Origin of the sequence: Paenibacillus sp. ClWae2A, assembly GCF_032452295.1 — a bacterium.
GTDB lineage: Bacteria > Bacillota > Bacilli > Paenibacillales > Paenibacillaceae > Paenibacillus.
Window position 1 is genome coordinate 824,905 of record NZ_JAULSQ010000002.1, and the last position, 12,990, is coordinate 837,894.

Annotated in this window: 13 protein-coding genes; all 13 read right to left on the reverse strand. The window is 39.4% G+C overall.

Features of this window, described 5'->3' with window-relative positions:
* Nucleotides 1–60 precede the first annotated feature (60 nt).
* Nucleotides 61–1,221, reverse strand: coding sequence for a discoidin domain-containing protein (locus QVE09_RS09890; protein WP_315936672.1), 1,161 nt, complete (start codon nt 1,219–1,221; stop codon nt 61–63).
* 65 nt (nt 1,222–1,286) lie between these two features.
* The gene (locus QVE09_RS09895; RefSeq protein WP_315936673.1) at nt 1,287–2,462 is read right to left on the reverse strand and encodes a discoidin domain-containing protein; all 1,176 of its coding nucleotides are present in this window, start codon (nt 2,460–2,462) and stop codon (nt 1,287–1,289) included.
* Between the two features lie 60 nt (nt 2,463–2,522).
* On the reverse strand, nt 2,523–3,734 hold the full coding sequence (locus tag QVE09_RS09900) for an SPRY domain-containing protein (RefSeq protein WP_315936674.1): 1,212 nt from the start codon (nt 3,732–3,734) through the stop codon (nt 2,523–2,525).
* A gap of 70 nt (nt 3,735–3,804) precedes the next feature.
* Nucleotides 3,805–6,855, reverse strand: a complete 3,051-nt coding sequence (locus QVE09_RS09905) for a discoidin domain-containing protein (protein WP_315936675.1) — start codon at nt 6,853–6,855, stop codon at nt 3,805–3,807.
* 3 nt (nt 6,856–6,858) lie between these two features.
* Nucleotides 6,859–7,560 carry a hypothetical protein gene (locus QVE09_RS09910; protein ID WP_315936676.1) on the reverse strand — a complete coding sequence of 234 codons (702 nt, stop codon included), beginning with the start codon at nt 7,558–7,560 and terminating at the stop codon, nt 6,859–6,861.
* 4 nt (nt 7,561–7,564) lie between these two features.
* Complete coding sequence (locus tag QVE09_RS09915; protein ID WP_315936677.1) at nt 7,565–8,137, reverse strand: hypothetical protein; 573 nt, start codon at nt 8,135–8,137, stop codon at nt 7,565–7,567.
* 21 nt (nt 8,138–8,158) lie between these two features.
* Nucleotides 8,159–8,791, reverse strand: coding sequence for a hypothetical protein (locus QVE09_RS09920; RefSeq protein WP_315936678.1), 633 nt, complete (start codon nt 8,789–8,791; stop codon nt 8,159–8,161).
* Between the two features lie 67 nt (nt 8,792–8,858).
* Complete coding sequence (locus QVE09_RS09925; protein WP_315936679.1) at nt 8,859–9,401, reverse strand: hypothetical protein; 543 nt, start codon at nt 9,399–9,401, stop codon at nt 8,859–8,861.
* Between the two features lie 20 nt (nt 9,402–9,421).
* Nucleotides 9,422–10,576 carry a hypothetical protein gene (locus QVE09_RS09930; RefSeq protein ID WP_315936680.1) on the reverse strand — a complete coding sequence of 385 codons (1,155 nt, stop codon included), beginning with the start codon at nt 10,574–10,576 and terminating at the stop codon, nt 9,422–9,424.
* Between the two features lie 25 nt (nt 10,577–10,601).
* A complete protein-coding gene (locus tag QVE09_RS09935) occupies nt 10,602–11,048 on the reverse strand; it encodes a hypothetical protein (RefSeq protein ID WP_315936681.1) in 447 nt (148 codons plus the stop codon).
* An 8-nt stretch (nt 11,049–11,056) separates the two neighbouring features.
* Nucleotides 11,057–11,698 (reverse strand): phage tail domain-containing protein, encoded by a 642-nt coding sequence (locus QVE09_RS09940; protein ID WP_315936682.1) that lies wholly within the window; start codon nt 11,696–11,698, stop codon nt 11,057–11,059.
* An 8-nt stretch (nt 11,699–11,706) separates the two neighbouring features.
* Nucleotides 11,707–12,342: a hypothetical protein gene (locus tag QVE09_RS09945; protein WP_315936683.1), complete on the reverse strand. Its 636-nt coding sequence runs from the start codon at nt 12,340–12,342 to the stop codon at nt 11,707–11,709.
* A 24-nt stretch (nt 12,343–12,366) separates the two neighbouring features.
* On the reverse strand, nt 12,367–12,984 hold the full coding sequence (locus QVE09_RS09950) for a distal tail protein Dit (RefSeq protein ID WP_315936684.1): 618 nt from the start codon (nt 12,982–12,984) through the stop codon (nt 12,367–12,369).
* Between the last annotated feature and the right edge of the window lie 6 nt (nt 12,985–12,990).

The following is a 12,990-nucleotide window of genomic DNA, read 5'->3' on the forward strand; positions in this document are numbered from 1 at the left end:
GTAAAAAGCCATTACTTCATCTCCTTTCTAAATTCTAAATCAAACAATCATTTTACATAACTATGTGATTGATGCTTTCTTGATTGGTGTTTTTGATGTATCTATTTTTTGCTTGAAGACTTTTCCCGAACCTAATATGCTGGTGTTGCTGTTCTGAAAAGAACGTTCACTTAACTCGAAATGCATATCGATTTCATCTCTCACGTTATGCCCATAACTCAAGAAATTTGATTCTGACATAGTATCTAAAAACTTCATTTTTGGTTGTTCTAATATTTCGTACATTAACAATTCTGCAACCTGTATTAAACTACCGCCATTATTACTATTTATATTAATTCTATATATCTTAAAACTGGCTGTATTTTTGAATGAGAAGCTTCTAACCTCTCCAACTGTCCAATTCGTCTGATTTTCTTGCTCATCTAAAATCGTCCATTTTACCCCATCATTCGAACCTTCAAATGTCCATGATTTAGAATTGTTTTCAGCGGTATATCCAAGCAATGAATACTTCCCAATAACTCTAGACTGAGTAAACTCATACTGTAAAGTTATTGGAAAAGATGCTGTTGCATACCATGTCCCACCAATATCTCCGTCAAATGCTCTATAAGGAAATGATGGGTTATTCGTGTTACTTGCACTTGCGATACCAGAAGGAGCAGTATTAGATGTCATCTGTGGAATGACAGTATTGTCGCTATATTTTAAGGTTGAAACTGAATAATACTTATCTTCTGATGAAATCAAGAATTTATTAACATAGCCGACCCCAAACATTTTCAATTCATTTATTACAACTTGCGCCCCCCTATTGTTAGCTGACCAGTTTAACCTATATGTTTTGTAACTTTTAACTTTCTTGTATTCAATAATATATTCTTTATCTGTATTTGGAGTTGTCCATATTTGATTAGATTGTGTATCGAGAACAGTCCAACTAACACCATCATTAGACCCTTCAAAAGTCCAGTTTTTAGGCATTTGGGGGAAATAAGTTGCAGATAAACTTCTAACAATGTACTTTCCAATTCTAGCAGAGTTCACAAATTCATATCCAAGATGTCCAACACTACCATTCCCACTCATGAATCCATAGGTATCAGAATTATCGAATGCCATAAACGCACCATTCAGATTAAAACTACTTGCAAAAGCCTTGCCGCTTGGAGCGGTATCTGATGTCATTTTGGGTATTAAATTTTCTGTGTAATTCATCTAGTTATCCTTCCCCTCTCAAAAAAGAAGAAATAGAACACGTCATTTAGATGTGCCCTATTTCTTTACCCTAATATAATTTTTTTTGCTCTATGCTTTGACCTATCGATTTTTTGCCTGAAGAGTTTGCCTGATCCTAGTGCTGTATTCTGATTAACAACAAACTTCTTAATGGCAATAAAGTCTTCCAATTTAATCTCCAGTGCCTTGTTCATACCATGCCCTAAATAAATAGCTTCTGACACTGGCATTTCATACATCTTCATACTTCTCTCCATCATTTTTACTTGAGCGATAGCAAGATATACTGTATTACCGTTATTGCTAGAGACATTGATTCTGTATGATTTATACGCTTTGGCGTTTTTAAACTCAAACGTTCTCACCTCAGTGTAAAATACCCAGTTTGTCTGATTGACTCTTTTGTCTAAAACAATCCAATTTAATCCGTCATCGCTTCCCTCAAAAGTCCAGTCTTTAGGTTGTGCTCCATTAGAAAATCCTGATGCTGTCATAGAGTAAACATTAATAACACGAGGTTCGTTGAAGTCATATCTTAGCCACCCTGTTACTTCTCCCTGCCTTCCAACCCAATACAGTGTACTTGTGCCACTAAATGATTGCCATGGCTGGAAATCAGTTGCGGTATAATAGCTACTTGCACTTGCAACTCCAGATGGTGCATTATTAGATGTCATGACAGGGATGAGGTTTTTTGTTGGATCAGTTGTTTCGAAGCTGTAATACTTATCTTCAGATGAAATCAAGAATTTATCATAATAAACCAACTCAAACATATCAATCTCACTCAATTGAATCCTTTCGGTGTCATCTTTCGTGGTCACTATATTGAGTCTATAAAACTTATATTTAATGGTGTTCGAAAATACATACTCCTGAATCAAGCCTGATGTCCAATTTGTGATGTTTGTTCGACTATCTAAAACACTCCAATTCTGATTGTCATCACTTCCTTCGAATGTCCATTGTTTTGGTGCGCCATTAATTGTACCTGTCGCTCTTAGAGAGTATTTGGAAATTACAATTGGTAAATCAAACTCATATTTAGCCCAACCACTCTTAAATTGTGCTTGCCAATAGGTTCCTGTATTTTTATCGAATACTCTATAGGCAAGGTTTAAGTAATTATCAGCAAATGTGCTCACACTAGCTTTTCCATTTGACCCTGTGTTAGATGTCATTGACGAAGGAAGCGCACTACTATCTTTTATATACCCCATACAACCATCTCCTTCCAAAAACAAAATAGAACACACCATATAGATGTGTTCCTCATAAATTTAGCCAAGCGTAATTTTATCTACTCGGCGTTTTGACATATCAACTGTGTGTTCAAAGGTTTTGCCTGAGCCAAGCACAGTATTTCCTTTTTTTAAATTTTTCTTTGTTTTTAAAATTTGATTGAAATCATTTAAATCTCCTACACCACGATTCAAAAAATCTGTTTCGGTTTCGGACTCCATTTGAACTAGATAAGATGGTTTCATTTCAAACATTTGAAGTTCATAGATACATGGTAATGCTACACCATTGCTGAGCACAGTAATATAGAGTCTATAATAAATATAAGATTTTCTATTCGGAATAACATAATCCAATACACCACTAGCCCCTCCAACAATTGAGTGAAGAGTGTCATAGTTAACACCATCATTACTTCCTTGAAATTCATAGTTACGAGGATAATAAGTTGTGTTTGTAACATAAAGCCTGTACTTTACTATCACTTTTGGTTTTATGAATTTATATCCTATCCACTTTGGCATAGTAGTAGGTAGAGTGTTGTTCCCCCATCCATTAGTTAAACTTCCATCGAATGATTCCCATCCGATAGTAGAACTTCCATTAGGTGTGTTACTGACAAGCACCTCACCTTCTGGAGTTGTATTGCTAGTCATTTTAGGTATGGAAGTTGTTTCTTGAATTCCATCGTTTAGAATAGAATAATACTTATCACCTGATGAAAGTAAGATTTTATGTTTAATGTCATAGTGCAGATATCCTTGTGGGACTTGATAGGAGAATGCTTTTCTTTTAAATCTAGCAGTTGCAGTTGATGGTATACCAGTTCCTGTTGGGTTTCCGTAAAAAGGATAAACTGTTCCAAGAGATTTAACGTCAGTGAATGCTACTCCTTGTGTGACACCGTTCTTCCAAAACTCAATTGTTCCAGCATCCATATCTAGTAGTGCGCTTATGACATCTCCTGAACCAAAAGTGGCTCCATAAGAAGTACCCGAAGTTCCTCCCCACTTTGCCGCGCCACTAAAGTAACCTCTATGATTCACGGTATTCCATATCTGTCCACCTGTTGTAATGCTAGTTACACCTACTATTGCACCCGCACTTTGAACTAACACCTCCCAGTACCATTTGCCTGAAGACACTCCATTACCCGTTGCTATGGTAGATTGTAAATGAGTAGGTAGTGTAGCAGTTAAATCATTGTCGCTTAAAGATACACTAGTAAATGATCTCCATGATATACTCATATCTTTATCAGTGCCCCCTATCTATATGAAGTCATTATAAAAAAACAAAAAGAAGTAAAGCTTGTATGCTCTACTTCACACTTACATTTATTACTTCAAAGTACTTCTTCAGATCAATACTTCCTTTGTACATCTTGCCCGATCCTAGCGATCCATTGGCAGTCATAGTCTGAGCGAAAACTTCGTTTTTTCTATCTAATACAGATAGATCATTCATTCCGTCATTAATAAAAGTGTCTTCTGATGGTAAGGTTGCTGAAATTGTATTCCAAGTTAAAGCTTCCGTTTGGTGTTTCTTATACGCTCCATCATGATGGATGAACGATCTGATCATTGGAAGAATTTCAATCGCCATTAATGGTCTAAATCCAGTAGCAGTTGCCGCCGCAACATAAGAGGTTGGATTATATCCACTTGCTCCTACATTGCCACTTGCACCTCGCCCAGTTCTGTTAGCCGAACCAGCGGTATTAGTTGTGGAAGTCCACGAAGATCCACCACTATAATTCCACACGTTGTCGTCACCAGCAATGATCGTTCCATTCAGTCTTGAGTTTACAATGTACATATCCCACTCGTTATCTTTGTCACTAGAATTAATACCGCCAGTAGGGAGTCGAAGAAATGATAAGTCTACACTTGGCATTGAGTCTTCTTCGATCAATTGAAACATGTCAACTGCCATCGTTCGAACGTATGCTCCACCATTATTTGCATTGAATACTAGGCGACATGTTTTATAAGTATCTTTATTCGTGAACACATACTCCCGATATTCCCCTGTTGACCACGCTGGTTGATTTGTTTTGGTGTCAAGCACAGTCCAATTAGTTCCATCATTAGATCCTTCGAATCTCCAACTCTTAGCACTATCCGTACTTGCATTAGAATTCGGTCCTTTTATGCCATATTTATTAATAACTGTTGGTTGTGGGAATGTATAGCTAATCCAAGCTCCGTTCCACTTATTACTCTCCATGAGCCATCCTGCATCTGCGGTGTTTTTATCAAATGCCTTCCATGCTTCAAGGGATGCACTGTAAGTTGTGCTTGCCGCCGCTACACCTTGGGGAGTAGTATTGGATGTCATTGCTGGAATCATGCTCACATAGTATCCTTTCTTCGGGAGCGGAACTCCACTACCAGAAGCAATACCGCTTGCATTTAACGTATCCCAACTAATACTATGCTGAATGTTTCGATCTGCAATAAGTTTCAATTGACCAGCACGATTTTTGTCTACACAAATAAAATACAAGTCTCCACCTGCACCAGCAGAAGTTGTAATAAATGGCGCTGTCTCTTGACCAAAGAACGCAAAATTCCCCACCACTCCATTATTTGTAGAGTAGTAACAGCGAATCCGTTTGCCAATAGTGAGATCTATCGGATCAGTTACTTCATCAGGATGAAACATTCGTCCATCAAGGTCAATGTCTACAGCATCTATTCTGATGTTTTTGGCTTCAGGAGAATATATTTCAATTGTGTGAAGAGAATCTTCAAGCCCCGTTTTTTCGAAAACAAGAACTTGATTTATAGACGAACTACTATAAAAAGAAACATCGTAAGGAGTACCATCAATAGATATTTTTCCAATAGTGGTTGAGTCTGAATGAGTCATAGTTATCAATCTGAGCTTAGTTCCTTTAAATGTAAAGATAACTTTCTTGTTAACTGTATTATTGGAAGCACTGAATGAATTGTTGTAGGAGCCAGCTTGTCCCGTAGGGTATCTTAACCATCCATCATATATTATCTCTGAACTTGAATCGTCATATCTCTTCCACCCCTCATCTGGTGTAGTCAATTGCATTCCAATAGGTCTTACCATAAATCCATTTTCACCAATATCAACAGCATCAATATGAAAATTTCCTGTACCACTAACTTTCTTAACTATAATTTCATGAATCCCATTAGTTAAACCAAATTTTTCAAATGCGATCCTTTGAGGTTGATATTGAATAGAAGAAGATGTAGTTGATAAATTAATATATTCAACAACTCCATCGATACTAACTTCAACATTTGTATCATACGCACTACCATACTCTGCAATAAGTCTAAGCTTGTCTCCTGCAAAGGAAAATATTATATAATTCCCAACTACATTACTATACTTAACAGAACCACCTTCAAATACTCGCCCTGTACTATTCGCTACCGATTTCCAATCTGTTCCAAAAAACTGTACGGAACTATCCGTATCATACCTCCTCCACCCACTTTCGGGTGCTGATACTTCGGATCCAACAGATCTTACTAAGCGTCCATCTGAATCAATATCAATAGCATCCAGACCGAAAGCGGCGGCTCCAGCGTCAGGGACTCCGTAAAAACCGAAAATCTTTACGGTATGTGTTCCGTAAGGAAGACCGATCTTTTCATATACAAACGTCTGTGCTTGATTTGTGGCAGTTCTCGCTGTAAATGTCTCAACATTACCATCAATAGAAGCAGACACGCTCTGTGCTCTACTTGTGTTGGTGGTTGAAGAGATAATCCTCACCTTAGTCCCTACGAAAGAGAAAACCACTTCCCCTACAGAAGATCCATTTGCATTATATGAGGTTTTCCCTTCATATGTACCCGTAACGGCATGGTTTCTTTGAGTAAATCCTGTGTAGCTTATGAATGGCTCAGCATCATCATACCTTTTCCAATCTACATCTGGTGCTGTTAAAACAACTCCAGTACTTCTAGTCATATATCCGTCTTCGCCTACATCAATTGCATCAAGGATTAACGTTTTGCTGTCTACTGTTTTAATTTGAACAACATGTTTGTCTTGGGACAGGTCAATTTTTTCGAAGACCAAAGCCTTCGTTCTTGAAGTTGTTGAGTCTTCATTGATTATTCCAACATTTATTCCATCAATAATAACTTGAACTGTTGTCGTTCTACCTGAATACAAGCCACCAATAATTCTTATTTTTGTTCCATAGAAAGTAAAACTCATTGTTGATCCACTGGTCGATGTATACTTTGCACTTCCATTATAGTTTCCAGCAAGTGTTTCTGTTGACCATGTACCTATGTACACAATCATGTCATTCGTATCATCGTACCTCTTCCATCCACTTTCAGGATTATTTAATTGATCTCCTAATACTGCCATTTACTACACCTCCCTATATTCAAATACTGGACGAAATCCCCAAGTGGCATAAGAACCACCACTTGCAGAGTAGTTTATGTCACTCCACTGCGCTCTGGTATTGCTACCTCTACCAATGCGCTGATTATTGGATGCTGTTGTAGTCGAATTTCCAGCCTTGTCTCTCCATGTGCCATAATTCGGTGTTTCTTTGCACCAGCTATAGTTGCTTAAATAATGAATAACATCATCTAAACTTTTTCCTGATAATATCTTTGCTACAGGAAAATTAATGAGATACTTATCCCACTCGTTGATTGCGGGAAATGCTCCAAATCCTAAATCAGTGTTCGACTTATTTCCACTTGAGTCTGCATACAATACACCGCCACTTAAAGAGCGAATCGAACCCGATTCAAATGCAACGCCTTCTATCCAATTTTTAGAGTTGAGTTGATCCCATGTGATGGAGTTGAAAATCATTCTATCGGAAATGAGCAACCCCTTGTCTACCTTAATGAAGTAAAACGTTCCACCTACTCCTGCTGTAGTACCTAAGCCATCTAAGGGTATTTCTCCACTACTCAAAGGAGCGCCTGATCCAAAATTATACACAACAGTATTTCCTATTGTGCTCCCTCTGATTGCACCACATTTGATATAATCCCCAATCTTCATATCCTCCACACGCTCTCTCAACTGCCCTGTTGTGGCTGGAACTGCCATAAAATCACCCCTTACTCACTCTGATTCTATCTACTTTCTTAAATTTCGCTTTTTCAACCTTTTGACGTAATACCATCCCTGCTGGAGTATCCGATGCTCGTTCCATATTCAATTGATATATTCTCTTCAAGCCTAGTGAACCCGAATCGCTTTCAACAAAGGAGTTGTTGTATTTCCCGTTCTCTTTAAAATCATCTATGTAGAAATTCGAATATTCCTTCTCAGCAAAAATCTCAATTTTCACCTTGGCATACTTGGCAGGAGATTTAGGAGCAGTCACATCTACTACAACTTCCTCATACGCCCCCCACTCAAACCCATCCTCAGATGTACTCCAGTAAATCTTGTATTCTGCGCCCCCCGCAACATCTACCTTTGCAGCCACACCTTTAAATGATGCGATCTTATCCTGAATTCGAATCGCGGTGGACCCCCAAGATCCAGTAGCAGGATAGATTGAATTCCCGTCCGCATCATGACCCAGTTCTCTTAATTTCAACCTCTGATCCTCAACTATCGTATCTTTAAAAACACCTACAGATAGATCTATATCTAGTGCAATTTCTTGAATTTCCATATTCTCACCACCTATCTCATCTCAAAATCCAGCTCGACGAATGTCCCAGTTAATGATCCCCGCATGATTTGCCTTCAGAGGGGCTATGATTCGATCAATGACAAACCCATTTTTACGAATAACGAGTTGCCCAGGCAAGTCCAGGTTAGAAGAAATTTTTATTTGAAAGAATACAGATTCCTTTAGAGGCAGGGAACAAACGCATTGGAAATTAATTTGTGCATCATTCAGGTTCATTGTTTTTTTGTAACCAAAGTTAAAACATTCAATCGTATTTCTGAAAGCCCCTGAATTCCCTTGCCCTGAAAATCCAGCCATATTCGCTTCTGAGGATCCATTTTTGAATTGGATGATGTCATTGTATACAAACGTTCTCCCGGTTAAAGGGTACTCCTGCTCCTCACATTCATAAGATATGGAGTAACGATCAGCATTAATGTGGAAGACCCCATTGGCAACATTGTAATAAACTTGGGATCCTTGACCCATCAATCCGAATAACACCAACTTCTCTTTGTTGATGTCATAAAAGCGGTGTGGATGTTGTGTCTGAAGATCATACTCACTCAGATACGTTCCATCATAATAATCTGCAATCCATATATAAGCTTGAGATACAGGTGAACGAGAGTACTGTTTCTGACCTAAAATCACAGTTTTTCCTCCTCATAGATAAATAAAAAGACAGGCTATAATAGCCTGTCTGCATCATTAACTTTTCTTAAACGTACCGATAGGAGATACGTTTCTTGAACTCTTGTTTACCACTACGAGCATTCAAGGGTACTTCGCATTGAATAGACAGCGTTACATAGTTACCTGCGGCGTCTTCTTGATTTCCATTATTATTGACTCCCAAAATCTCTTTCGCTCCCGGTACTAGCGGTGTTGCATAAGGTGTTCCTGAATAATCCACCGTGGTTTTGCCCGTAGTTCCAATAGGCTTCGAAAAGTCCTTGCCTACACGAGAGCTCTCTTCATCCAAATCGTTCTCCCCAAGTGAGTCCACTTGCACATGAAACCAGTTGTTTTTAACAGCTTCAATATCGTATTTAACCGTATCACCAGTGCCCCCATCCATATCCCGCGTTGTAAAGGTGCAGTCCTCCATTTTGGACACATCTGTCGCACCGCCTTTGTTGTTCCACACATTAAAAATACGAATTTCACTTTTGGTATCTGCATCAATAACACCATAATCAAACGGTGCTACAATCTCCTTGCTATGTGTTGCGTCCATCCATGTAATAATTGGTTGTGTCATTATAATCAATCTCCTTTTTTTTATGTTCGTATGGTTAATTGAATTGTAAGATGTTGAATATCAAGTCCTGCTTTGATAATTTGAATCCGAAATAAATCCCCTGCCGAAACTTGTTTGCTACTAAACTTCGCCTTTTTGTTGTCAACATGAGCTAGTGCATTAAACTCCAATGGAGAGTCCATAATATCCACCCAGTGGATTAGATCTCTGGATTTCTCAATTCTGATCTCTGTTTCTGTTTCTCCATAGACACCACAAAAACCCTTCACATCCAGGATCTCCCCATGAAATGGGAAAGGAGCTACAACCCCTATGACTTCCTTAAAGACATAAGACTCTTTGCAGAATACAATTACACGGTCTTGGACTTCCAGTGGAATTTCGTTTAACTTCAAATGCTCCGCTACACTCATTAAGCCATCTCTATACGGATTAACTACCTGCAAATTCTGGCCAAATATATCAATTTCAATCCAGTTGTTTCCATCATAACGATATCTTTTGCCATCCTTGTAGGTTTGGACCGTCCAGCCTGTCTCAGGAAAAGGATAGGTGTCCCGCAGTTCACGAAGATCCGATACCGGACCTTTATACACGAGTCGAGTCGTTTTATAGGCATCTTTGGCTCGATTAGCAGCTTCTAACGCTTCATCTGCTGCCTGGTTGGCATGATCCGTGGCACGCCGGGCTTGCCCTGTCTGGTCTATGGATTGCTGAATGACTTCTTCTACTCGTTCCATCGCCAGCTGCGTCTCATCCAGCTTACGCTGTGATTCTTCTATAAAATCTTGCAATGTTTTGATAACATCCGGATTACGTGTAATCATTGCATAGATTCGTGAAGCAGGATACATAATGAGTCCTCTACCTTTATAGCGACATAGATGAACCCTCCCTTCTTGTGAAGGGTGAAATTGAATGGTACCCATGCCATAATGAACAAGAAACTCATTCTCTGCCAACTTTTGTTTTTTCTCGTATACATGTTGGTCAATCTCAACAAAACCACTAATAACAACCTTATCGGTAGATGAAGGGATTTCAAGTAAAGTGATCATGCTATTAATAACAGGTAACGAATCTGTCCGATCCACAAATGGATCTACTGCATCCCCCTTGCGGGCAATAATTGTGAGGGGATCATTATACTGCATATGTGTATGTAAATTTGACAATAGTTCACCTCCTTTCGTTCAATACTCAGTTTGTATATACATTGCTGCTTCCAGTCGTGATTCGGGCCGAAGTCCCCAATGATGTGGTAACTGTTGAATCGACACTGCCAATGGCTTTAGCTCCTGCAAATACAGTCGTACTCCCTGATGCAACTCTTCCCTGTCCACTGCCCGATGTTGCGGGTCGTATGTTAATATATCTTGTTGAACCATTACTCGTTGGTACAGCAGGACTTGCGGTCCATGTATCTGGAGAAGGGTCGTTCACACATGTAACTGCCCGTCCGTTCACATATACCGTTGAGTTGGATGCTGTCCCCGATGAGGTTATGACTGCATTGGTGCTTCCACTACCAGCTGATGTCCAGTAGCCTCCCCATTCTGTAGGAACCCAATTTTCAATGTCGTATGTAACATGCCCACTTTTACTTGTCTGACTTACACTTGAACCGTTATAAGCTACTCCAGTCATATAACCTCCTACTGTAACAACTTGAATTGATATCTGAACTGGATTCGTGCATCTCCACGAACACGCAAAATATTTTTCCCCACAGACAAACTTAGAAATTGATCGTTAAAATCCTTATATCTATACGTTACGGGAAGAGAGGATTCTATATGTTGTCTCTCGTTATCCACATACACTTCCTCATCATGCACCAGATTCTTGAAACGAAACACTTCAGCATGCTGAGACTGATTGTCAATCTGAAAATCACCGTTCCCTTGCTTGTGAATCCAAATTTCAGGCTTACAGACCTGATCTCCTTTATTGAACAGCACAAGAACTGGTTCAAAAGAAAAAGTGATTTCTTTCAATTCCGGTGATTTACTCAAGTCACTTGTATCAAACAAGACACGATACATAAAATGGTGCTGATCGACCACTGTGTCTTCATTCAGTCCAGGTACAATTCCATCATTAATGCACGTTTCCCAAGAACTCCATTCCATTCCATCCATTGAATTTCTCGTCTGTACGGTAATTCTGGAACTCTCCGAACTAGCTTCACTAACCCAACTCACCCGACTTAACACGCCTCCCGATTCAATAGGAATCTGAATTGGACGAGATTCATAATGACCTTTCTGATGTGTTACTGACAGCCAATTAGCCATATAAACACCTACTCAATCTTCCCAAAAGGTCGAAACCAGGCAGCTGAACCGATTTCTTTCCATTTTGCGATTCGATGGGTGGACCAGACTGCATTCTTGTCATACGTTGTTGTTCCATCAATCGTAGTCCATATTGGCTCTTGATCACCGGACTCTCCTGCCTGGATACATATGTAGTATCTGCCGTTATCTATTGAAGGCAGCACCATATCATTTTTCTGATACAGAGTGGTTGAAGCCCATTGACTCGTTGCCCGAATATCCTGAAATTCAGACCCTTCTGATATTGGGAAAACAGGTTCCCGATAACCGGAGTAACCGGACTGGATGCATTGATACACATGGCCATTATCCACCGTTGGTACGATGTAATCTCCATTTTTGTAAGGTTGCACACTCTCCCATTTGGGAGCAGCTTTCCCCGTACGTGTGTTTACCCAGCCGTAATAACTGCCATATACGCAGTTGGCATTACGTAATGTCGCATTTTGCAGGTAGTCTCCGCGAATAGGGATGTCTGTTACAAAGTCATCGGATATCTGGTCTAACTTTTGAAAGTTTTCACCCAAATCTCGAATGGTGTTCTCTATCTCATCTGTAAATGCTGGTATTTTTAATTGAAGCTTGGATGTATTTGTTGACATAATTCTCTCCTTTCCGAATTCAGTTCAGTTCAGTCCAATCCATGTTGTATGTTTAGGGTAATCGCTCCATTTGGGTCGGTTCGTATTTAGGGTGAGATGACCTTCTGAATTCACAATCACCGATTTGGAATCTATCCCTGTTTGAAAAGTCGGTTTCCACTCATAGATCCGGTCTTTCCATTCATACGTTCGCGTTGTCATTACCGGGGAGTAGGCATACGGTGAATCACACCTGAACGTCAATGTAATGTAACCTTGCCTCAGTCCATTGTGTATAAGTGTTGCTTCATCTACTACGAGTGCATAAAAAATCCTTTCAGGGTTCACTCCTTCCTCGGTAGTAAATGTTAATTCCTGATAATAGTCATGCTGCGTTAACCATCTCGCCACTTCCCTGATCTTGTCTGAGTCCCAACTCTCTTCAAATGCAAAAGAGACCGAGAATTGCAGCGGTTCAACCTCAGTTCTCATAAAATAAGGTTGATCCCTTCCCTTGATTTTCTCTTCCACAATACTCCGGGTAGGAGCAAAGCTTTCTTCCAACATACCACTGCTAAGATTGACGTTAATGATGCCAAAATCCACAGATTTTTGGCCTGCATACGAAAAATATAGTGCATCCCGAATGGTTATCGTAATCACCTCCTT

Excerpts from the sequence above, each read along its gene's own strand:
- QVE09_RS09945 (WP_315936683.1), bottom strand. The coding sequence starts at position 12,342 with ATGTCAACAAATACATCCAAGCTTCAATTAAAAATACCAGCATTTACA.
- QVE09_RS09910 (WP_315936676.1), bottom strand. The coding sequence starts at position 7,560 with ATGGCAGTTCCAGCCACAACAGGGCAGTTGAGAGAGCGTGTGGAGGAT.
- QVE09_RS09915 (WP_315936677.1), bottom strand. The coding sequence starts at position 8,137 with ATGGAAATTCAAGAAATTGCACTAGATATAGATCTATCTGTAGGTGTT.
- QVE09_RS09895 (WP_315936673.1), bottom strand. The coding sequence starts at position 2,462 with ATGGGGTATATAAAAGATAGTAGTGCGCTTCCTTCGTCAATGACATCT.
- QVE09_RS09935 (WP_315936681.1), bottom strand. The coding sequence starts at position 11,048 with ATGACTGGAGTAGCTTATAACGGTTCAAGTGTAAGTCAGACAAGTAAA.
- QVE09_RS09925 (WP_315936679.1), bottom strand. The coding sequence starts at position 9,401 with ATGACACAACCAATTATTACATGGATGGACGCAACACATAGCAAGGAG.
- QVE09_RS09905 (WP_315936675.1), bottom strand. The coding sequence starts at position 6,855 with ATGGCAGTATTAGGAGATCAATTAAATAATCCTGAAAGTGGATGGAAG.
- QVE09_RS09940 (WP_315936682.1), bottom strand. The coding sequence starts at position 11,698 with ATGGCTAATTGGCTGTCAGTAACACATCAGAAAGGTCATTATGAATCT.
- QVE09_RS09890 (WP_315936672.1), bottom strand. The coding sequence starts at position 1,221 with ATGAATTACACAGAAAATTTAATACCCAAAATGACATCAGATACCGCT.
- QVE09_RS09900 (WP_315936674.1), bottom strand. The coding sequence starts at position 3,734 with ATGAGTATATCATGGAGATCATTTACTAGTGTATCTTTAAGCGACAAT.